This is a genomic window from Streptomyces erythrochromogenes (assembly GCF_036170895.1).
GTDB lineage: Bacteria > Actinomycetota > Actinomycetes > Streptomycetales > Streptomycetaceae > Streptomyces > Streptomyces erythrochromogenes.
Map to the genome: position 1 here is coordinate 3,624,416 of NZ_CP108036.1, position 20,241 is coordinate 3,644,656.

At 71.7% G+C, this 20,241-nt stretch carries 20 protein-coding genes and 1 pseudogene; 8 read left to right on the forward strand and 13 right to left on the reverse strand.

The window, feature by feature from the left end; all coding sequences use genetic code 11:
- Nucleotides 1-15 precede the first annotated feature (15 nt).
- On the reverse strand, nucleotides 16-375 hold the full coding sequence (locus tag OHA91_RS16290) for an NADH-quinone oxidoreductase subunit A (RefSeq protein WP_030653431.1): 360 nt from the start codon (nucleotides 373-375) through the stop codon (nucleotides 16-18).
- Between the two features lie 774 nt (nucleotides 376-1,149).
- Between OHA91_RS16290 and OHA91_RS16295 the strand changes: the two genes are divergently transcribed.
- Entirely contained in the window at nucleotides 1,150-1,980 is an 831-nt protein-coding gene (locus OHA91_RS16295; RefSeq protein ID WP_031152552.1) for a C40 family peptidase, read from the forward strand.
- Nucleotides 1,981-2,222: 242 nt separating this feature from the next.
- On the forward strand, nucleotides 2,223-2,495 hold the full coding sequence (locus OHA91_RS16300) for a hypothetical protein (protein ID WP_328739531.1): 273 nt from the start codon (nucleotides 2,223-2,225) through the stop codon (nucleotides 2,493-2,495).
- Between the two features lie 18 nt (nucleotides 2,496-2,513).
- Here the strand turns inward: OHA91_RS16300 and OHA91_RS16305 are convergent, their stop codons facing one another.
- Complete coding sequence (locus tag OHA91_RS16305; RefSeq protein ID WP_031152547.1) at nucleotides 2,514-3,797, reverse strand: geranylgeranyl reductase family protein; 1,284 nt, start codon at nucleotides 3,795-3,797, stop codon at nucleotides 2,514-2,516.
- 97 nt (nucleotides 3,798-3,894) lie between these two features.
- Between OHA91_RS16305 and OHA91_RS16310 the strand changes: the two are divergent.
- Nucleotides 3,895-4,436: pseudogene (locus OHA91_RS16310) on the forward strand (GNAT family N-acetyltransferase).
- Here the strand turns inward: OHA91_RS16310 and OHA91_RS16315 are convergent.
- The 4 genes from OHA91_RS16315 to OHA91_RS16330 all read right to left on the reverse strand — a co-directional run bounded on the left by OHA91_RS16315 (nucleotide 4,366) and on the right by OHA91_RS16330 (nucleotide 7,667).
- A complete protein-coding gene (locus OHA91_RS16315; RefSeq protein WP_037632776.1) occupies nucleotides 4,366-5,082 on the reverse strand; it encodes a hypothetical protein in 717 nt (238 codons plus the stop codon). The pseudogene OHA91_RS16310 and the gene OHA91_RS16315 overlap by 71 nt on opposite strands.
- A gap of 103 nt (nucleotides 5,083-5,185) precedes the next feature.
- Nucleotides 5,186-5,929, reverse strand: coding sequence for a TetR/AcrR family transcriptional regulator (locus OHA91_RS16320; protein ID WP_328739532.1), 744 nt, complete (start codon nucleotides 5,927-5,929; stop codon nucleotides 5,186-5,188).
- A 95-nt stretch (nucleotides 5,930-6,024) separates the two neighbouring features.
- Complete coding sequence (locus OHA91_RS16325) at nucleotides 6,025-6,936, reverse strand: glutaminase (protein WP_031152538.1); 912 nt, start codon at nucleotides 6,934-6,936, stop codon at nucleotides 6,025-6,027.
- 38 nt (nucleotides 6,937-6,974) lie between these two features.
- Nucleotides 6,975-7,667, reverse strand: a complete 693-nt coding sequence (locus tag OHA91_RS16330) for a demethylmenaquinone methyltransferase (RefSeq protein ID WP_031152536.1) — start codon at nucleotides 7,665-7,667, stop codon at nucleotides 6,975-6,977.
- Nucleotides 7,668-7,932: 265 nt separating this feature from the next.
- On the opposite strand from OHA91_RS16330, the gene OHA91_RS16335 reads away from it, so the two are divergent.
- Together OHA91_RS16335 and OHA91_RS40040 are read left to right on the forward strand one after the other, a co-directional pair.
- Nucleotides 7,933-8,838: a DUF3152 domain-containing protein gene (locus OHA91_RS16335; protein ID WP_266498581.1), complete on the forward strand. Its 906-nt coding sequence runs from the start codon at nucleotides 7,933-7,935 to the stop codon at nucleotides 8,836-8,838.
- A 54-nt stretch (nucleotides 8,839-8,892) separates the two neighbouring features.
- Entirely contained in the window at nucleotides 8,893-9,372 is a 480-nt protein-coding gene (locus tag OHA91_RS40040; protein ID WP_328739533.1) for a response regulator transcription factor, read from the forward strand.
- On the opposite strand, the gene OHA91_RS16345 is transcribed toward OHA91_RS40040, so the two are convergent.
- The 4 genes from OHA91_RS16345 to OHA91_RS16360 all read right to left on the reverse strand — a co-directional run bounded on the left by OHA91_RS16345 (nucleotide 9,338) and on the right by OHA91_RS16360 (nucleotide 14,107).
- Nucleotides 9,338-9,982, reverse strand: a complete 645-nt coding sequence (locus OHA91_RS16345) for an imidazolonepropionase-like domain-containing protein (protein WP_266498587.1) — start codon at nucleotides 9,980-9,982, stop codon at nucleotides 9,338-9,340. The genes OHA91_RS40040 and OHA91_RS16345 overlap by 35 nt on opposite strands.
- A gap of 19 nt (nucleotides 9,983-10,001) precedes the next feature.
- A complete protein-coding gene (mqnC, locus tag OHA91_RS16350) occupies nucleotides 10,002-11,201 on the reverse strand; it encodes a cyclic dehypoxanthinyl futalosine synthase (RefSeq protein WP_266498589.1) in 1,200 nt (399 codons plus the stop codon).
- Nucleotides 11,202-11,278: 77 nt separating this feature from the next.
- The gene (locus OHA91_RS16355) at nucleotides 11,279-13,039 is read right to left on the reverse strand and encodes a serine/threonine-protein kinase (RefSeq protein ID WP_031152525.1); all 1,761 of its coding nucleotides are present in this window, start codon (nucleotides 13,037-13,039) and stop codon (nucleotides 11,279-11,281) included.
- A gap of 204 nt (nucleotides 13,040-13,243) precedes the next feature.
- Nucleotides 13,244-14,107: a menaquinone biosynthetic enzyme MqnA/MqnD family protein gene (locus OHA91_RS16360; protein WP_031152524.1), complete on the reverse strand. Its 864-nt coding sequence runs from the start codon at nucleotides 14,105-14,107 to the stop codon at nucleotides 13,244-13,246.
- A gap of 237 nt (nucleotides 14,108-14,344) precedes the next feature.
- Between OHA91_RS16360 and OHA91_RS16365 the strand changes: the two genes are divergently transcribed.
- Nucleotides 14,345-14,548 carry a cold-shock protein gene (locus OHA91_RS16365; protein WP_030012116.1) on the forward strand — a complete coding sequence of 68 codons (204 nt, stop codon included), beginning with the start codon at nucleotides 14,345-14,347 and terminating at the stop codon, nucleotides 14,546-14,548.
- 229 nt (nucleotides 14,549-14,777) lie between these two features.
- On the opposite strand, the gene OHA91_RS16370 is transcribed toward OHA91_RS16365, so the two are convergent.
- A complete protein-coding gene (locus OHA91_RS16370) occupies nucleotides 14,778-16,433 on the reverse strand; it encodes a lytic transglycosylase domain-containing protein (RefSeq protein WP_328739534.1) in 1,656 nt (551 codons plus the stop codon).
- Nucleotides 16,434-16,870: 437 nt separating this feature from the next.
- On the opposite strand from OHA91_RS16370, the gene OHA91_RS16375 reads away from it, so the two are divergent.
- On the forward strand, nucleotides 16,871-17,467 hold the full coding sequence (locus tag OHA91_RS16375; RefSeq protein WP_031152522.1) for a dihydrofolate reductase family protein: 597 nt from the start codon (nucleotides 16,871-16,873) through the stop codon (nucleotides 17,465-17,467).
- Nucleotides 17,468-17,500: 33 nt separating this feature from the next.
- Here the strand turns inward: OHA91_RS16375 and OHA91_RS16380 are convergent, their stop codons facing one another.
- Both OHA91_RS16380 and OHA91_RS16385 read right to left on the reverse strand, forming a co-directional pair.
- Nucleotides 17,501-17,899, reverse strand: a complete 399-nt coding sequence (locus OHA91_RS16380; protein ID WP_031152521.1) for a hypothetical protein — start codon at nucleotides 17,897-17,899, stop codon at nucleotides 17,501-17,503.
- A 101-nt stretch (nucleotides 17,900-18,000) separates the two neighbouring features.
- Nucleotides 18,001-18,549 (reverse strand): hypothetical protein, encoded by a 549-nt coding sequence (locus tag OHA91_RS16385; protein ID WP_136233147.1) that lies wholly within the window; start codon nucleotides 18,547-18,549, stop codon nucleotides 18,001-18,003.
- A 1,476-nt stretch (nucleotides 18,550-20,025) separates the two neighbouring features.
- On the opposite strand from OHA91_RS16385, the gene OHA91_RS16390 reads away from it, so the two are divergent.
- Nucleotides 20,026-20,223 (forward strand): hypothetical protein, encoded by a 198-nt coding sequence (locus OHA91_RS16390; RefSeq protein WP_266498601.1) that lies wholly within the window; start codon nucleotides 20,026-20,028, stop codon nucleotides 20,221-20,223.
- Nucleotides 20,224-20,241: the final 18 nt, after the last annotated feature.

Genomic DNA, 20,241 nt, shown 5'->3' on the forward strand with positions numbered 1-20,241 from the left:
GGGAAATTCAGCCCCTCAGTCCCATTCCAGGCCGCCGCGGCGCCATACGTAGGCGTAGGCGACGAAGACGGTGAGCACGAAGAGCAGCATCTCGACGAGCCCGAAGATCCCCAGGGAGTCGAAGGTGACGGCCCAGGGGTAGAGGAAGACAACCTCGATGTCGAAGACGATGAAGAGCATCGCCGTCAGGTAGTACTTGATGGGGAAGCGACCGCCGCCGGCCGGCATCGGTGTCGGCTCGATGCCGCACTCGTAGGCGTCGAGCTTCGCCCGGTTGTACCTTTTTGGACCGATCAGCGTGGCCATGACCACGGAGAAGATCGCAAACCCTGCGCCGAGGGCGCCGAGCACGAGGATGGGCGCGTACGCATTCACGCTCCTCGCTCCTTCCAGTCGTCCTTGACCGTTGGACCGCCGCCGGCCGAGGGCCCCGCCTCGCGAAGATCGTGCACATGTGAGGCAGTTCACAAGCCGGACTGGTGCGCATCTTATGCCTGCTCGTCTGTGATCTGCGACACGGGTAACAACACCGAGTTTGTGATCTCCACCACCTGACGAACGATCATGAAGTCCGATGAGTGGTGATCTTCATACTCGAAGCAGCCGCATGATCACCAAAGGTGACATTCGAGCCCGTTCCCGCAGGTGGAGGGCACCTCGCCCTATCAAACGGTGGCACTTGCAGGCAAATTGGCATCGAGGCGCCTGCGGTGATAAGGGGATCCGCGTCCCCCGGTCGGGGGAGCCCGTGCGTACGGAGGTGGACGCGGGGCACACGAGGGTGCGGCGGGCCGCCGAGTGCGTGCATCCGTTCACGAACCCCTCCCGGTGGCGAGGGCCCGCTTCACAGGAAGGTCACGGGCCGGCCACAGCGTCCACATGGCGTGATCTCCCTGTGACCTGCGCCACTCTGAATCAGGCGTTCCGAAAGCGGGCTTGGCCATCTGTGCGGAGGGGTGGTAGTCCGTGGATCATTTCGGACTTATTACTGAAACCCCATGATCACAGCCTTGTGAGGGTGTGTCCGTTTCGCCCGTTACGGCGTCAATAAGAAGCCGGGCGCGCCCGGTTCGCGTGCCTTCGCGGGCAACTGTGGCGCACCCCACGTTTCTTGAAGGGACCCCTTGCGCCCTGATAGCGGTTGTCCTCATGTCCCACACCGCTCACATACCCAGCCACCGGAAGCCCCGCCGCAGCGCCTCGAAGCTCGCGGTCCGCGCCGGAGTTGCCGGTGGCGTCCTCAGCACCCTGGCCATGGCCGGCACCGCGAGCGCGTCCCCGTCCGAGCCCGTGGCCGAGACGACGCTCGAAATGCCGGTCCTGAACCTGGACCTGGCCGCCGAGGTCTCCTCCGCGGTCACCACGGCCGCCGAGAACACCCGTCTGGCCGCCGTGGAAGGCGAACTGACCGCCCAGGAGGAGAGCGCCCGCACCGGCGCCGCCGCCGAGGCGAAGCAGGCCAAGGAAGCGGCCCAGAAGGTCGCCGAGAAGAAGGCGAAGGAGGAGGCGGACCGCAAGGCCGAGGCCGAGCGCGCCACCCGCGACTCCGACCGCACCTCCCTCAAGAGCACTTCCACCTCCGCGAAGGCCCCGCAGGGCACCGGCACCGTGTCGGCCCCGGCGACCGGATCCGCCGCCGCCATCGTCAACTTCGCCCGTGCGCAGGTCGGCAAGGCCTACGTCATGGGTGGCACCGGCCCGTCCTCCTTCGACTGCTCAGGCCTCGTCCAGGCCGCCTACCGCCAGGCCGGCATCTCCCTGCCGCGCATGTCCCAGGCGCAGTCCTCGGCCGGTACGTCCGTCTCCCTGAACGCCCTTCAGCCGGGCGACATCCTCTACTGGGGATCCAAGGGCAGCGCGTACCACGTGGCCATCTACGTCGGCGGCGGCAAGTTCGTCGGCGCGCAGAACCCCAGCACCGGCATCGTCGAGCGCAGCCTGAGCTACGACAAGCCGACGGGCGCCGTCCGCGTCCTCTGAGCCCGCCCCTGAGCCCCGCTCAGGTCGCGGCAGCAGACACGGCCGAGGGCCGGTACTCCCCCGCTCGGGGGTGGAGTACCGGCCCTGGAGTCGTTTCCCGGACGGTCCGGGCTTTTCGGGCGTTCGGTGCCGTGCGCGCCCCGCATCTCCTCGGCCCGGCGGGCGACCGTGTCGAACGGGGCCCCCGGGCCCTGAGAAGATGGCGGCGCAGTCCCTGAGCGTCAGATGGAGGTGGTGGTCCCGTGGGCACACAGCCGTACGAGCCCCACGAGGCCGGCGACCCCACCACGGTCCGGGCCGCCCTCGGCCTCGGGCTCCTCGCCGTCGGGGGCTGGCTGCTGAACACCACCCGCCCCTGGCAGAAGCCGGGGCACGCCCTCCTCCTCGCGGCCGGCTGGACCGTGTCGGGCGCACTGCTGGTGTGCGGCCTGGTCCTGCTGGCGCGCTGCGTGCGCACCGTGCACGGATCCCCCGACCCTGAGGGCCGGGGGATCCGGGACCGCCGTCCTTCGTGAGCCGGCTCCGTCAGGCCGTCAGGCCTTCGGGGCCACCTTCGAGAGGCCGTTGATGATGCGGTCCATCGCGTCGCCGCCCGCCGGGTCGGTCAGGTTGGCCAGCATCTTCAGGGTGAACTTCATCAGCAGCGGGTGGGTCAGGCCGCGCTGCGTGGCGACCTTCATGACCTTCGGGTTGCCGATCAGCTTCACGAAGGCGCGGCCCAGCGTGTAGTAGCCGCCGTAGGTCTCCTTGAGCACCTTCGGGTAGTTGTGCAGCGCCAGCTCGCGCTGCGCCGGGGTGGACCGGGCCTGCGCCTGCACGATCACGTCGGCCGCGATCTGGCCCGACTCCATCGCGTAGGCGATGCCCTCGCCGTTGAACGGGTTGACGAGGCCGCCCGCGTCACCGACCAGCAGCAGGCCCTTGGTGTAGTGCGGCTGCCGGTTGAAGGCCATCGGCAGGGCCGCGCCGCGGATCGGCTGCGTCATGTTCTCGGGGGTGTAGCCCCAGTCCTCCGGCATCGAGGCGCACCAGGCCTTGAGGACCTCGCGCCAGTCCAGCTCCTTGAAGGCGGAGGAGGAGTTGAGGATGCCGAGGCCGACGTTGGACGTGCCGTCGCCCATGCCGAAGATCCAGCCGTAGCCGGGCAGCAGCCGGTCCTGCGGGCCGCGCCGGTCCCACAGCTCCAGCCAGGACTCCAGGTAGTCGTCGTCGTGCCGCGGCGAGGTGAAGTACGTGCGCACCGCGACGCCCATCGGGCGGTCCTCGCGCCGGTGCAGGCCCATGGCCAGCGACAGCCGGGAGGAGTTGCCGTCGGCCGCGACGACCAGCGGGGCGTGGAAGGTGACCGGCGTCTTCTCCTCGCCCAGCTTCGCCTGCACGCCGGTGATGCGGCCGGTGCGGGCGTCACGGACGGGCTCGCCTACGTTGCAGCGCTCGTACAGCCGGGCGCCGGCCTTCTGGGCCTGGCGGGCCAGGATCTCGTCGAAGTCGTCGCGCTTGCGGACGAGTCCGTACTCCGGGAAGGAGGCGAGTTCCGGCCAGTCCAGCTGGAGCCGCTGGCCGCCGCCGATGATGCGCAGGCCCTTGTTGCGCAGCCAGCCGGCCTCTTCGGAGATGTCGATGCCCATCGCCACCAGCTGCTTGGTGGCGCGCGGGGTCAGCCCGTCGCCGCAGACCTTCTCGCGTGGGAACGCCGTCTTCTCCAGCAGCAGGACGTCCAATCCGGCCTTGGCGAGGTAGTAGGCGGTGGTCGAGCCGGCGGGCCCGGCCCCGACGACGATCACGTCCGCGGAGTGTTCGGAGAGGAGCTCGGTCACTGCGGGGTCTCCCGAAGGCTCGATTTAGGGTGCCAGGCGGCACCGGACATGTGCAGTCTATGCAGCGAGAGTGATCGCGATCCGAAGGGCTGCCCCGATGACGACTTCGCCGACCCGGCCCCCGCTCCCGGCGGTAGGGCTGCGCGTGCCCACCGACGAGGACGCCCACGCCTGGCACCGCGTCTTCAACGACGCCGATGTGATGGAGTTCCTCGGCGGTCCGCCGAGTTGTCGGAGTACGAGGAGTTCACCGCGCGCCAGCGCATGCACGACGCACAGCTCGGCCTCTGCCTGTGGACGCTGCTGGACGGCGACGGCGAGGTGATCGGCTTCACCGGAGCGCAGCCATGGCCGTCGGACAAGGCGTGGGGCCCGGTCGGGGAGATCGAGATCGGCTGGCGGCTCGGGCGGGCGGCCTGGGGCCGCGGCTACGCGTACGCCGCGGCGCTGGCCACCCTGGAGCGGGTCCGCGGGGCCGGGATCGAGCGGGTGGTGGCGATGATCCACGCCGACAACTCCCGCTCCGTGGCGGTCGCCGAGCGGCTGGGCATGACCCTGGCCGAGGAGTTCACCACGCCGGGCGGGAATCCGGCACGCCGCTACGCGCTGGACCTGCGGGACCTGCCGCTGGCCCGGTGAGCGTCCCGGCCGGCGTGCGCAGCAGCGCGATGCCGGCGGCCAGGGCCCAGTACACGACGAGGGACGCGGTCAGTGCGGTGTTGCCCCAGCCCACGGCGCTGTAGAAGGCGGCCGCGTCCGTCCCGAAGAACAGCGAGGGTACGAAGGCCAGGTTGACGGCGGCGACGGCCTGAGCGGTGCGGCCGGTCCAGCGCGGCAGCACGCCGCTGCGCAGGATCGCGTGGCCGGCCGCGGACAGCAGGATCGCCGTCAGCAGCCGTGCGACGGAGCCGTGCAGGAGCATGTTGGCGTGCGCCAGCGGGCCGTCGACGGTCGGGTCGAGCGTGCCCCCGGGGTGTTCCAGTACGACTCCCGCCTCGACGGAGGCGGCGACCAGCGTCACGGTGACGTAGGCGCCAGCGGCCCCGGAGACCAGGCTCGCGGGCCAGGCGAGGGCGCGCCCGGAGCTCCGCACGAGGTGGGCCAGGCCCAGCAGGAAGACCAGCAGCGCGCCGCAGGTCAGGATGTTCAGGAGGATCCTGGCCAGCACGTTCGAGGCCGGCGGCGGCCCCGCGTACAGGAAGTACAGGGGGACGCCGACCACGGCGATCAGACCTGCGGCGATGCCGCACGCGCCCGTCAGTCGCCGGACACTCGCTTCGTTCATTTCCTCGGTCTCCTCGGGTGTGGAGCGTGGGCATGGAGCGTGCTGTGTCGTGCAGGTGCGCGGTACGCGGATCAGTGGGTGCGTGGATCGGTGGGTGCGCGGCTCAGTGGGATCCGGGCCGGCCCTCGATGCCGTCGAGGAGCCGCCGGACCCCGGAGCGCACGACGGGCGTGACGTCGCCGTCCTCGTCCTCGTCGAAGCCGTCCGTGCCGGCGAGAGAGCACAGGACCGGGAACCGCCCGGGGTCCAGGTGCCGGGCGAGGACCTCTCCGTACTCGGCCGCGCCCGCGGGGTCGAGTTCGGTGGCGACCCGGGCCAGGTCCCGTACGGCACCGGAGACGAAGGTGGCGATCGGAACCAGTTCGGCACGGTCGAGGCCGGACCGGGCGAGGGGGCTCAGCAGGGCCTCGAACCAGGCCAGTTCGTTGGGGCCGACCGGGGCGCCGGTGGTGGGCGCCTTCGTCATCCACGGATGCCGCAGGTAGAGGTCCCACAGGGCGTCCACCCAGGTCTCGACCTCAGCCCGCCAGCCACCCGGCGGATCCGCCGGGGCGGGCGGCCTGCCGGTGGCGGTGTCGACCATGGCGGCCACCAGGTGATCCTTGCCCGGCACGTGCCGGTAGAGCGCCATCGCCGTACAGCCCAGCTCGCCGGCCACGCGCTGCATGGACAGGGGACCCAGGCCCTCGGCGTCCGCGAGGGAGACGGCCGTGTCCACGATGAGGCGGGCACTGAGCCGGTGCCGGGCCTTCCGGCCCGGTTCGGCGGCGGTGCGCCACAGCAGCTCCGCCACCGAGCCCGGGTCGGGCGGGCCGTCCTGACCGCCGCCGCGGTCCGCACGAGGCATGTTCCTCCTCCACCATGCGTTTATGGTCTACACAAAATATATGCCATAAACTTCGAGGCGGCGGAAGACCCCGGCGGGCCTCCGGGGCACGGGGATCAGAAGACGGACAGGCCCGTCAGGGTCGTGAAGCGGTCCAGCGCGGCGACGCCCGCGACCGAGTTGCCCCGGGCGTCCAGCCCCGGGCTCCACACGGCGAGGGTGCACTGCCCCGGGACGACGGCGACGATCCCGCCGCCCACCCCGCTCTTGCCGGGCAGCCCGACGCGGTAGGCGAACTCGCCCGCCGCGTCGTACGTACCGCAGGTCATCATCACCGCGTTGACCTGCTTGGCCTCGCTGCGCGTCAGCAGCCGCGAGCCGTCCGCGCGCAGCCCGTGCCGGGCCAGGAACCGCCCGGCGCGGGCCAGGTCCGCGCAGGTCATCTCGATGGAGCACTGCCAGAAGTAGTGCTCCAGCAGCGCGGGCACCGGGTTGTCGATGTTCCCGTACGAGGCCATGAAGTGCGCGAGGGCCGCATTGCGGTCCCCGTGCCCCTGCTCGGAGGCGGCGACCTCGGCGTCGAAGCCTATGTCCGGGTTCTGGCTCTCCTGCCGCAGGAACTCCAGCACCTCGCTGCTCGCGTCGCCCGTCAGCGTCTGGAGCCGGTCGGTGACCACGAGGGCGCCCGCATTGATGAACGGATTGCGTGGAATGCCGTTCTCGTACTCCAGCTGTACGAGCGAGTTGAACGGGTTGCCCGAGGGCTCCCGGCCGACCCGCTCCCACAGGCTGTCGCCGCCCTCGGCCAGGGCCAGGGCGAGCGCGAAGACCTTGGTGATCGACTGGGCGGAGAAGGGCACCTGCCAGTCCCCCACCCCGAAGACGTTGCCGTCGAGATCGGCGACGGCCATCCCGAACTGCCGCGGGTCCACCGCGGCGAGCGCCGGGATGTACTCGGCGGGCGTGCCGCTGCCCAGCAGCGGGGCGACGTCTGCGGCGATCCGCTCCAGCAGGGGCTTGTAGTCCAGGGGCCCGGCGTCGGGCGGCAGGTCGTCGGGCACGGCGGTCAGGCCTTGGTGCCTCTGTGCAGCGCGACGATGCCGCCGCTGAGGTTGCGCCAGGCGACCTTGGACCAGCCGGCCTTCTGCAGCAGGCCGGCCAGCCCCGGCTGGTCGGGCCATTCGCGGATGGACTCGGCGAGGTACACGTACGCGTCGGGGTTGGACGACACGGCCCGGGCGACGGGCGGCAGCGCGCGCATCAGGTACTCGGTGTAGACCGTCCGGAACGGCGCCCAGGTGGGCTGCGAGAACTCGCAGATCACGACCTGCCCGCCGGGCTTGGTCACCCGGTACAGCTCGCGCAGCGCCGCGTCGGTGTCCTGGACGTTGCGCAGGCCGAAGGAGATCGTGACGGTGTCGAAGACGTCGTCCTTGAACGGCAGCTTCGTCGCGTCGCCGGCGGTCAGCGGAAGCCATGAGTTCCGCTTCTTGCCCTCCATGAGCATGCCCAGGGAGAAGTCGCACGGGACGACGTACGCGCCGGTCGCCGCGAAGGGCAGCGAGGAGGTCGCCGTACCGGCGGCCAGGTCGAGGACCTTCTGCCCGGGGCGCGCGTCGACCGCCCTGGCGACCTCCTTGCGCCACACCCGGTCCTGGCCGAGGGAGAGGACGTCGTTGGTCAGGTCGTAGTTCGCCGCGACCCTGTCGAACATGGAGGCGACTTCGTGCGGCTGCTTGTCCAGGGAGGCCCTTGTCACTGGCGTTCGCCCCTCGTGTTGCGATGCGGATCGGCGGGTACGGCCCCATCCTCTCAGGCCGCGCGGGCCAGGACGGCGCGGGCTCCGCCGTACCGCCGCGTGGCGGTGCCGTACCCGACCGTAGAACTGTTCCGAAGGACAGTTACGCTGCTACGCCGCATACGCGTTGACTGCCAGGGTGCGGCCCGGTGAGGGTCACCCACCGGATCAGAACCACAACCGTGGGCGGGTCCGGCAGTGGCCGCCGCGAACAGGAAGCTTCACGATGCCGGCAGGCCATTCCACCGGTCGTTCCCGCCGTGACGGCCCGCGCGCCAGGCGCCGGGCCGAGCGGCGCAGGCGGCTGCGGCGCACGATCCTCCTCGGCTCGGCGGCGCTCGTCGCCGTATCGGCCACCGCCTACGCGCTGCTGCCCGAGGACGAGACCACCACGGCCGCCAAGGGCCGCACCGCCGCACAGACCGACGCACCGGCCGGAGAAGACACCGACGCCGCGGGGAATCCTCTCCCGCAGGGCGGCGCGAAGTCCCCCGAGGCCGCGCCGTCCCCCGCCGCCCCCGCGCAGCAGCCCGCCTCGCCCTCGCCGTCCACCGGCTCCCCCGCGACCCCCGGCAAGCCCGGCACCTTCACCGGGTCGTCCGCTTCCGGCAGCGCGCAGGGCAAGGGGACGACCCGGCGCTGGCGGCTGGAGGTCGAGGAGGGCAGCGGGATCGACCCGGAGGCCGCCGCCCGCTCCGTCGAGGCGATCCTCGGGGACCCGCGCGGCTGGACCAAGGACCCGCGCTACGGCTTCCAGCTCGTGGGAGCCGGCCAGCCGGTGGACTTCACCGTCAAGATCGCGACGCCCAAGACCACCGACCTCCTGTGTGACGTGGTCACCCCGGAGCTCATCGGCGAGACCAACTGCCGCGTCGGCAATGCCGTGGTGGTGAACCTCAAGCGCTGGAAGGAGGGTTCGCCCCAGTTCAGCGGCTCCGTGGAGGAGTACCGGGCACTGATCGTCAACCACGAGGTCGGGCACGCGATCGGCCGCGGCCACGAGGGCTGCCCGGGCCCCGGCAAGCCCGCCCCGGCGATGATGCAGCAGATCAAGGGCCTGGACGGATGCAAGTCCAATGCCTGGCCCTTCGACGCGAATGGAACCTACCTGTCCGGTCCGCCCGTCCTCTAGGGAAAGGCCGGCCCCCGTAAGGGGCCGACCGGGGGGCATCGAGGAGTGGGAACCGTGCGCGTCGTCAGCTTCAGCGTCCCTGCGTGGTTCCCCTCGTACGAGGAGCCGGACGGGCCGCCGGCGCAGCACGAGGCGCAGCCCTGCGAAGCGCTGCTGACCGAGCAGGAGTCCGCGGTGTTCCTGTGCCTGGCCACCGGCGCCTCCAACCGGGAACTCGCCGGAGAACTCCAACTGTCCGTCAGCACGGTCAAGTTCCACGTCGTGAACATACGGGCCAAGCTCGGCGGGATCAGCCGCCTCCAGGCCTGCCTGCTCGCCGCCCTCGCCCGGGAGGGCAGCCGGCCCGCCCACGGCCCGCCCGGCGAGCACGCACCCGCCGAGAGCGGGCCCGCCGACCGCGGCCCCCACGAAAGCGGGACCCTCGAAAGCGGGACCCTCGAAAGCGGGACCCTCGAAAGCGGGACCCTCGAAAGCGGGACCCTCGACATCGACGGTGGGCTCAGCGCCGCCGGTGGAGCAGCCGTCCCCCGATGACCGTGGCCACGCACGTGGTCGCGCCCCGCGCCAGCAGCTCGGCCTCGTCCGCCACCGCGAACACCGCGAAGCGCGCCGCGGCGCCCGGCTCCAGCACCCCGTGGAAGGCCTCCGCCGCCGACTCCCGGCCCTCGAAGGGATCCAGGGCCGGCCGCCCCTCGTAGGGCGCCGGCGGCAGGATCGTCAGCCCCGAGCGGGACACCGCCGTACGCACCGCCGCGACCGTGAAGCGGCCGCACACCGCCACCACCCCGCGGGCCAGCAGCCGCTGCGTACCGCGCCGGGCGCTGTTGCCCCACCGCGACTCGGTCAGCTTCAGGGCGTCCAGCGCCTCCCCGCCGGTGATCGGGTCCGCGCCGAGCTCCGTGACCTCGTACGGGTCGTCCGGGTAGTACGTCCGCTCCAGCAGCTCGTCCGCCCCGCGCGCCAGCAGCCCCGGGGTGAGCACCCCGGGCCAGCGGCGGACCCGGGCGTGCGAATGGGCCGCGCCGAGGTCTTCGTACGTGCCCACGCGGGCGATCCGGTCCCCCTCGACGAGGACCGCACCGCCCGCCAGCGGCGCGGACCCCGGCCCGGTCACCAGGAGTTCGGCGGCGTGCAGCGTCAGCATCGTGATCGTGTCGGACGCGTCAGTTCGCGGAGATGAGCTTCAGCTCGGGGTGCGCGGTGCCGCCCTCGATCGCGGTGGAGGAGATGTGCGAGACGACGCGGTCGTCGGCCGGGTCGTTCGCCGGGTCGTCGTGGACGAGGAGGTGCTCGTACGTCGTCGCGCGCTGCGCCGGGGTCCGGCCCGCCTTGCGGATCAGGTCGATGATCTCCTGGCGGTTGGAGCGGTGCTTGGCGCCGGCCGAGGAGACGACGTTCTCCTCCAGCATGATCGAGCCGAGGTCGTCCGCGCCGTAGTGCAGCGAGAGCTGGCCCGCCTCCTTGCCGACGGTCAGCCAGGAGCCCTGGATGTGGGCGATGTTGTCGAGGAACAGGCGCGCGATCGCGATCATGCGCAGGTACTCGAAGATCGTCGCCTGGGTCCGGCCCTTGAGGTGGTTGTTCTCGGGCTGGTACGTGTACGGGATGAAGGCGCGGAAGCCGCCCGTGCGGTCCTGCGTGTCCCGGATCATCGCGATGTGCTCGATGCGCTCGGCGTTGGTCTCGCCGGTGCCCATCAGCATGGTGGAGGTGGACTCCACACCCAGCTTGTGGGCGATCTCCATGATCTCCAGCCAGCGCTCGCCGGACTCCTTGAGCGGGGCGATCGCCTTGCGCGGCCGGGCCGGCAGCAGCTCGGCGCCGGCGCCCGCGAAGGAGTCGAGGCCGGCCGCGTGGATGCGCTTGATGGCCTCCTCCGCCGAGACCTTCGAGATGCGGGCCATGTGCTCGACCTCGGACGCGCCGAGGGAGTGGATGACCAGCTGCGGGAAGTCCTTCTTGATGGCGGAGAAGTGGTGCTCGTAGTACTCGACGCCGTAGTCGGGGTGGTGCCCGCCCTGGAACATGATCTGGGTGCCGCCGAGCTCGACGGTCTCCGCGCAGCGGCGCAGGATGTCGTCGAGGTCGCGGGACCAGCCCTTCTTCGTGTCCTTGGGGGCCGCGTAGAAGGCGCAGAACTTGCACGCCGTGACGCACACGTTCGTGTAGTTGATGTTCCGCTCGATGATGTACGTCGCGATGTGCTCGGTGCCGGCGTAGCGGCGGCGGCGCACGGCGTCGGCCGCCTGCCCCAGCGCGTGCAGCGGCGCGTGGCGGTAGAGGTCGAGCGCCTCTTCCCTGGTGATCCGGCCCCCCGCTGCGGCGCGGTCGAGGACAGACTGGAGAACGGCCTGGTCGGTCACCGGGAGTCACCTTTCGGCGGTGTGTCTGTGTCAAGGTCCGGACCGAGCCAGCCTACGCCAGGGCCCGGCGGCGGATTTCAGGGGCTGCGCCTGAGATCTCCCTCGGGGTTCCCGGCCGGGGTGTCGCCCGACTTGTAGTGGAGCGTCCCGTCCGTGTTGAGGGTGAACCGCTCGTCGGCGGAGCCGTTGGAGCAGACCCCGGGGGCCGGGTTGGGTCCGCCCGCGGTGTCCAGGACCAGCGAGCGGTCGGTGGCCGAGGAGAGCTTCCAGTCGCCGCTGCAGTCGGTGCCGAGGACAGCCAGGACCGACTTGTCCCGGGCGACGACCTCGCCGACCTTGCCGCCCTTGATGGTGATCTCGAACTCCGACGACAGGCCGAGGCGGGCGGTGGTGACCGTGCCCTTCCACGTGCCGATGAGCTCCTTGGGGACGTCGGTACGGGTCCCGGGCGGGGGCGACGCGGAGCTCGCGCCCGGCGCCGGTGCCGAGGCGCCCGGGGCGGGCGAGGAGGCCGAGGGCCGCGCGCCGGCGTCGGCCAGGTCCCGCCCGTCGCCGCCCTGCCCGGGCAGCAGGTCCATCCAGAACAGTCCGCCGGACAGCACGGCCAGCGCGGCCGCCGCGGCCAGCACGAGGGTGCAGCTGAACCGGCGCCCGGCGGCGCTGACCGTGACCTGGCGCCCGCCGGTCTCCGTACGCGGATGCGGCAGAGCGGCTCCCGCCGGGGCCCCGCCGGAGGTCTCGGCGGGGCTGCCGTACGGGCCCGCGGCCGGCACGGCGTATGAGAAGCCCGCGCCCTGGCTCCCGTACGAGGGGTCCGGCGCCCCGAAGCCGCCGCCGGCGGGGGCGTACGAGCCCGCGGTGAAGGGGACCGGGCCCGACGCGGCCTCCGGTGCGGCAGGGGCCGCGGCCCCTGCCGGAGCCGGTCCGCCCGCCGCAGCGCCCCCGGGGGAATCGGCGTCGAGGTCGAGGAGGGCCACCGCGGCCCGGCTGGCCTCCTCGACCAGGGGTGCGGGGAGCCAGCCGGGGGCGCCGAGCGCCCCGGCCAGGGCGGCGGCGACCGCCTCGGGGGCGGGCCGGTCGGCGGCCGTCTTGGCCAGGCAGGCCTCGATCAGGTCGCGCAGGTCCCCGGCCGGGAGCTCGCCGAGCTCGGGCGGTTCGTGCACCACCTTGTAGAGGAGGGTGGCCGAGTTGTCCCCGCTGAAGGGCGGCCGGCCGGTCGCCGCGAAGGCCAGCACCGCGCCGAGCGAGAACACGTCGGCCGCCCCGGTGATCCCCTTGCCGAGGATCTGCTCGGGCGCCATGTAGCCGGGCGAGCCGACGGAGACGCCGGTGGAGGTGAGCGAGGCGGTGCCGTCCGTCGCCCGCGCGATCCCGAAGTCGATGAGCCGCGGCCCGTCCAGGGTGAGCATCACGTTCGACGGCTTCACGTCCCGGTGGACGAGCCCGAGCCCGTGCACGGCCACCAGGGCGCGTGCCAGCCCCGCACCGATCGCCCGCACCGCGAGCTCAGGCAGCGGCCCGTGCGAGGCGAGCGCGCGGTCCAGGGAGGGCCCCGCCACATACCCGGTGGCCACCCACGGGACCGGGGCCTCCGGGTCCGCGTCCAGCACCGGTGCGGTCCACTCGCCGCCGACCCGCCGGGCCGCCTCGACCTCGCGGCGGAACCGGGCCCGGAACTCCTCGTCGGAGGCGAAGTGCGGGTGCACGATCTTGACGGCGACGGTCCGGCCGCCCGCGCTGCGGCCCAGGTAGACCCGGCCCATGCCACCCGCGCCGAGCCGGCCGAGCAACCGGTACGCGCCGATGGTCCGCGGCTCACCGGCTTCCAGCGGATGCATCCCGTCCCCCCAATTCCCCGTGATCCCGGGCGTCTTGTGGCACCCGGCCGAGCAGCAGCCTAGGGTGCGGGGCTGGGGATGGGTGCGGCCGCCACCCTTTTGCATTTCCCCCTGCCCGCGGAGAAATGCGGAAAGGGCGGGAATTCCCGGGAAACCGGGCATTCACCTGACGGGCGCTTTGGATCTACCCGGCGGTAAACCCGGTCAGCACTCCTGGACCACCGCGCTCAGCAGCTCCACGGTCACATCCGCGGGATACCCCGTCGTCGGTCCGGTCCGGCGGGCGAATTCCCTTACGCCGGCCAGCTGGTCGGGTCCGAAGCGGAAGTCGAGCGTCGTGAAGTACCGCTCCAGGAGCTCCGCGTCGAAGGCCTCCCAGCGGGCCGCCTGCTCGGCGACCTTGGTGACCTCTTCGAGGGAGAGGTCACGGGAGGCGAGGAAGGCCTCGTGGACCTTCTGCACGACGGCGGGCTCGCGCGCGAGGTAGTCCTTCCGGGCGGCCCAGACGGCGAAGACGAACGGCAGCCCGGTCCACTCCTTCCACATGTGCCCGAGGTCGTGGACGGTCAGTCCGAGCCGGGGCGCGTCGTGGAGCGAGGCCCGCAGTGCGGCGTCGCCGATCAGTACGGCGGCCTCCGCCTCCTGCATCATCACGCCCAGGTCGGGCGGGCAGGTGTAGTAGTCGGGCCGTACGCCGTACTGCTCGGACAGCAGTAGCTGGGCCAGGCGTACGGACGTACGGGAGGTCGAGCCGAGGGCGACGCGGGCCCCGTCGAGCCGGTCCAGCGGGACCTGCGAGACGATCACGCAGGACATCACGGGGCCGTCGCAGCCGACCGCGAGGTCGGGGAAGGCGACGAGCCGGTCGGCGTTGCGGAGGAATTCCACGAGGGTGATCGGGGCGATGTCCAGCTCCCCGTCGACGAGCCGCTGGCTGAGCTTCTCGGGGGTGTCCTTGGTCAGCTCCAGGTCCAGCAGCGTGCCGGTTCTGGCGAGCCCCCAGTAGAGGGGCAGGCAGTTCAGGAACTGAATGTGGCCGACGCGGGGCCGGCTGCGGTAGACGTCCACATCGCGAGACTAGTCCCCCGGTCTGCGTCAGCCTTGGGGCGGGTCTCAAACGTCCGGGTGACGTGATCTTTCCCTCTGGTCTCGGCCGCATGGTGCGTGCTAGGCTCGACGCAAGTTGCAGTTTGGTTTCCCTTGCAGTACGAGGCCTGCGGAGAATGTGACCCGCAGGCTTTTGTAGTTTTCAGACTTCTTAGCAGGTTCTGGAGCAGGGCGACCCTTTGGCCCATAGGAGGGCTCATGGCTACCGGAACCGTGAAGTGGTTCAACGCTGAAAAGGGCTTCGGCTTCATCGCCCAGGACGGCGGCGGCCCGGATGTCTTCGTCCACTACTCCGCGATCAACGCCTCTGGCTTCCGCTCCCTCGAGGAGAACCAGACGGTGAACTTCGACGTCACGCAGGGTCCGAAGGGCCCGCAGGCGGAGAACGTCACCCCGGCCTAGTCGCCTGGGCCAACCTCAATCGCGGGTTGGAAAAGCAGTACCCAAGGAGCCCTGTCACCTCTGCGCGAGCAGAGCGGCAGGGCTCCTGCCTTTCCCCTCCCGGGTGGAGGGGGGACGGATACGCCCTGGGGCCCGCACCGTGTGCACGGTGCGGGCCCCAGGGCGTTGGTCGTTGGCCGTTGCTACGGCCGGAGCGACCGGGCCCGGGCCTTACGGGCCCGGGCCGGGGTCACTTCGCGGTGGCCGCGGGCGGCGCGGTGATCTCGATGTCGAGGATCAGGGTCACGTCGTCCGGGGTCACCAGGCGGAGCTGGTAGGTGCCCGGAGCGAGGTCCGCGTCCGTGAAGAGCTCCGGCAGGACGATCCGGCCGTCGGCCGCGGTCGCCGCCAGCGTGAGGCTGAAGACCTTCTTGCCGGTCTCGTCCTTGAAGTACGGGCCCTTCGCGGTCGCCGGGTCGGCCGGCACCCACTTCCCGTCCTTCTCCTGGCCCAGGCCGGCGACGACACCGGACACGGCGACCGCCTTGCCCTTGGCCGTGGCCCGGACCTCCACGCCCTTGATGCCCGTACCGGCGACCGCCACGATCGGCTTCGAGCCGTCCGGGCGGGCGAGCAGGTCGGCGGCGGGCGCCGTGACCTTGCCCGCGAAGTTCACGCTGAGGCGGCTCGTGGTGTCGTAGGCCGAGGCCCGCAGGGTGAAGGTGCCCGCCGCGGCCCCGGCCTTCAGGCCGGGCGCGGCGGCGATGCCGTCGGAGCCCGTCTTGACCACCAGGGACTTCGCCGTCCCGAAGAGGGTGCCCGGGGTACCGGTGGCATCCTCCTCGACCGCGAAGATCACTTCCTTGTTCGCGGCGGGCTTGCCGTCGCTGAGGAGCAGCTTGACCCGCGGAACCACGGTGAAGGCCGCGCCCGCCTCGGCGGTGAGGCCCGGACCGTCGAGCACCGTCAGGTCCTGCAGGTGCGGGGCCGGCTTCTCCGGGGTCGGAGTCGGGGTCGGGGTGGGGGTCGGCTTGGGGGTGGGCGTCGGCGTCGGCTTGGGGGCCGGCGTCGGCGTGACCGAGCTCTCCGGGCGGGGCGTGGGCAGGGTGCCCGGCTGCGCCGGCGGGTAGTTCCCGACGGGCGGGTTGGCCACCTCGGTCGCACCCTGCTGGTACTGCTTCATGTAGCCGAGCACGGTGTTCACGTACTCGCGGGAGTTGTTGTAGCTGAGGATGGCCTTGTCGAGCTCGGCGGCCACGGACAGGTTCCGGTCGCCCGCGCACAGGTAGAGGCCGGCGCCCAGAGCGGCGTCGTAGATGTTGTTCGGGTCCCGCTTGGCGTCGCCGTTGCCGTCGGCGCCCCAGGTGGCCCAGGTCGAGGGGATGAACTGCATCGGGCCGACGGCGCGGTCGTAGACCACGTCCGCGTCGAACTCGCCCCGGTCGGTGTCGCGGATCTCGGCGAAGCCGTTGCCGTCGAGGCGCGGGCCGCGGATCGGCTTCTCGGTGTAGCCGTCGGCCTTGAGGCCGTAGCCGGAGGCGTGGACGGACTCGACCCGGCCGATGCCCGCGAGCAGCTGCCAGGGCAGCTTGCAGTTGGGGAGCGCCGCCGCGACGGCGACCTCGGCGCGGTGGTAGGCGTCGAGGGCGGTCGCGGGTATGCCGCTGGTGCCCTCCTGCGCGCCCGTCCCCGCGGCGGGCGGCGGATCGGCGACGATGTCCGGCAGGTCCAGCCGGGCGTCACCGCGATCGGTGGCCTGCGGACTGTCCGGGGTCGGTTCGGACTCTCCCGCGTCCGCGGTCGACGGAGTGGACACGACCGCGGCAGTGGTCAGGCTGGCCGCGAGCGCGGCCGTGCACAGGACCTTGCGCGAGGTGTTGACGATGTGGCGGTGAAGCGGCTTCACAGTGCGGCAATCCCCCCAAGGAGCCGTTCAAGGGTATGCGGCCGGTCTGGCCGTGAATATCCACTGTCTATCAGGTATTCCGACCCGACTCGCCGTCCGCCCGGCAGATGTGACGCACCATTCGTCTCGCCTTCACCGGGTCTGGCGACAGAACGGACAACGATCTCAACTCTCCGCCCGAAATGGCCCGATGACAACCTGTTTCCAGCCGGATCCCGCCTGTTCGAAGCCACCGAACAGATCTACGCCCGCGTCGCTGCCGACCCATCCGGCCGCCACCGCCCACAGGACCCCGCGTGCTCCACGGACTCCACACACCCCGCACACGGCGATGTGACCCGGATCACTCAGAAAGAATCCCGGGGACCGATACATTCCGCGGCGCCCGGCGGTCCTCCTTCCGTACCCACCACCCCGGACAGAAGAGGAACGACCCCATGCGCATCGTCATCACGGAATTCATCAGCCTCGACGGCGTCGTGCAGGCCCCGGGCGGCCAGGGCGAGGACAACGACGGCGGCTTCGCCCACGGCGGCTGGACCCAGCCCTTCTTCGACCCGGAGGTCGTCGGCGGCTCCTTCACCGAGGCCCTGGAGAAGGCCGACGCGCTGCTGTACGGGCGCCGCACCTGGCAGAACATGGCCGCCGCGTGGCCCGAGCGGGCCGGCGACCCCTTCGCCGACCGGATGAACGCCCTCCCGAAGTACGTCGTGTCCGACACCCTCGGCGACGACGAACTGACCTGGAACAACACCACGCGCATCGACGGCGGCAAGGCCGTCGCCCGCATCCGCGAGCTGCGCGACGGCGACGGCGGCGACCTGGTCGTCATGGGCAGCCCCACCCTCGCGCGCACGCTGCTGAGCGAGGGCCTCGTCGACGAACTCCGGCTCATGATCATGCCGGTACTGCTGGGGGGCGGGAAGTCGATCTTCCCGCAGGACGGCGGCCTGCACACCCTCGAACTGGTCTCCACGGCCATCAGCCCCGCGGGCGTGCACGTGTGCACCTACCGCCCGACCGCCAAGGCCTGACCGGAGCTCCCCGGGGCCGGCCCCGGGGAGCGTTCACGCCACCGGAGGAGGAGCGTCGACGGGGCCGGGGACCGTCCGCACCCTGTACGTCAACTCGTACTGGGCTCCCGCCTCGTCGAAGGCCGCGACGTGGAAGTCCGTGGCGGGGAAACCCGTGCCCACGAGGTCCTCGCTCAGCACCACCGTGCCGATGACGTCCTCCACGCTGCCGTCCACATTGGGTCTGACCACCACCTCCACCGTCGCGGGGCCCGGCAGCGGCCGGGCCACATCGAGGGTCCAGGTCTCGCCGGTCCCCATGTCCCGCCGCGCGACCTGCTCGCCGTCCCACCGGAGGGTGACCACGTCCAGCTCCGGCCTCGTGGGGTCGTTGTGGTTCGAGCGCGGTGACTGGCAATGGGTCCAGTTGAGGATCCCCTCGTAGGACGCCATCGGCGCGTACCTCCGTGATGCGGTCCTGTCGGGTCGCTCCCACCGTTCCCCGCGGGCCTGCCGCTCACCACAAGGCGGACGACCATCCGGCGGGGCCGCCGTCAGAACACGGCGGTGCCGATCCCGACCAGGATCCCGGCCACCGCCGCCAGTACGACGGCGGCGAACAGCCCGACCAGGGACACGAGGAAATAGCCGTCGCCGCTCTCCACCGTGCCGCTGCGCGCGCAGGCGAACAGCCAGGCCGCGAGCGCCAGGAACGGCACGAGCAGCAGGCCGGCCGCCGTGCCGAAGTTGAACACGGCCGTCCCCGACAGCTCATAGGCCCGGCCCCTCGCCGTCCGCACCTCCACCTCGGTGCCCCGCCGGTACTCGTCGGCGGCCGTGTCCAGCACGATCTCGCGCGCCGCCTCTCCCGGCCGCCGGGGGGTGTACCAGCCCGTGCAGTCGGTACCGGTCGTGTAGCCCTCGGCGTCGGCGGCCTCGTAGCAGCGGTGGACCGAGACGACCCCGTCGACGGGCCCGAAGCCGAGCACCGCCCCCATCTGCGGCCCGGGCAGCACCCACATCAACCACCCGGCCACCCCGAGCGCCACGACCACCCCGACCCCGGCCAGCCCCCGCCCCAACCCCCGCACAGCAGCACGCACGACGCCCCCTCTCCCGTGCAGGCCGATACCCACGAGGAGCGGGGCATAACGCGAGGGGGGTGGGGTGGCGTGTGGGGGTGTGGGTTGGGGCGGGGTGTGGGGGGCGGAGTTTCGGCGGGGCGGAGTTTCGGCGGGGCGGAGTTTCGGCGGGGCGGAGTTTCGGCGGGGCGGAGTTTCGGCGGGGCGGCATCAGAGCTGTCTTGGGGGTTTCCCGTCAGTCCCATCGTCTCTCCGGTTCGTGCCGGCCCCTCAAGGGCGCTCCTTCGTCGCGTCGCTTCGCGATGTCGCTGCGCTCCACCCTTGACCGCCCGTCCCGCCCCGGAAATACGAGGACAGCCGGGAACCCCCCAAAGGAACGGGCCGGTCTCAGATTTCAGGGACGGGGCGTCGGAGAGGCCCGGGCGGGGGCCCGGAGCGCCCCAAATCGCTACGCGCTCCTGTCGTGAAGCGTCTGCGAGCCGTCAGGGGCTGGACATAAGCCGCCATCGATCGCTACGCGCTCCTCGATCACGCGACTGCAGACCGTCTGGGGCTGGTAATAGGCCGCAGAGGCCCGATTCGCTCCTCATGGAGGGCGCCCGAAGGCGGTTGGGGGAGGAAAAGCGTCAGATGACGGCTGAGGCGATGCCAATCCAGGTGTAGGTGGGTGGAGGCCTCGGAGAGCCATCATCTTGCCCCAATTGCCCCTGTTTGGGCGGGCGGCTGGGATGCCACCTCGCCCTTGATGGGGGTTGGCATCGGCTCAGCCGATGGATCGCCCGCCCGCCCCCGAAACCGCCTCGCCCAGCCCCGAACAAGGGCCGGACGCGGTCTCGGAGAAGCGCGTAGCGATCGAGGGCGGCCTATGTCCGGCCCTTGACGGCTCGCAGACGCCTTCCGACAGGAGCGCGTAGCGATCTGAGGCGGCCTATGTCCAGCCCAAGAGGCCTGCGGACGCCATCCGACAGGAGCGCGTAGCGATTTGGGGCGCTCCCCCAACCGCCCCGCCCATCACTGATGTGCCCGTCCCTGAAAAGGAAGGCCCGGCCCGTTCCTTTGGGGGCTTCCCGGCAGTCTTTCGGATTTCCGGGGCGGGACGGGCGGTCAAGGGTGGAGCGCAGCGACATCGCGAAGCGACGCGACCGAAGGGAGCGCCCTTGAGGGGCCGGCACGAACCGGAGAGACGATGGGACTGACGGGAAACCCCCAGCACATCCCTGATCCCGCCCCGCCGAAACACCGCCGCCCCACCCCCACCCCGCGCGCCTCCCACCCCACCCCCACCGGCTTCCGCCGCGCCCCGACCCCGCCCCGACTCCACCGCGCCGCCGCACCCCGTCGCGCCCCGACCCCGCCGCGGCACCCGCGTTGCCCGCGGTGTCAAGCCCCGAATTGCAGTGGCGTGACGGGGCGGGGGCGGCGGGGCGCAATGGTCGTACGAGGTTCGGCTCCGCAGGCCGGCCGCCACCGCTCCCCCGCAGCGCCAAGGAGTACGTCATGACCAGCATCCACCGTCTCGCCCTGCTCAAGGCCGCCATCGCCGTGGGAGCCCTGCGTGTGGCGCCCGGCGCGATCGGAGACTCCGTGGAGCGCGCCGCCACCGGCACGCTCACCCCCATGCGGCCCGATTCCCGGGGCGGGCCCGGGCGCCCCGGGCGGGCGGCGCTGCGCAGCCGCTGGTCCGACGTCGCCTGAGGTGGCGGCGGGGCTGCC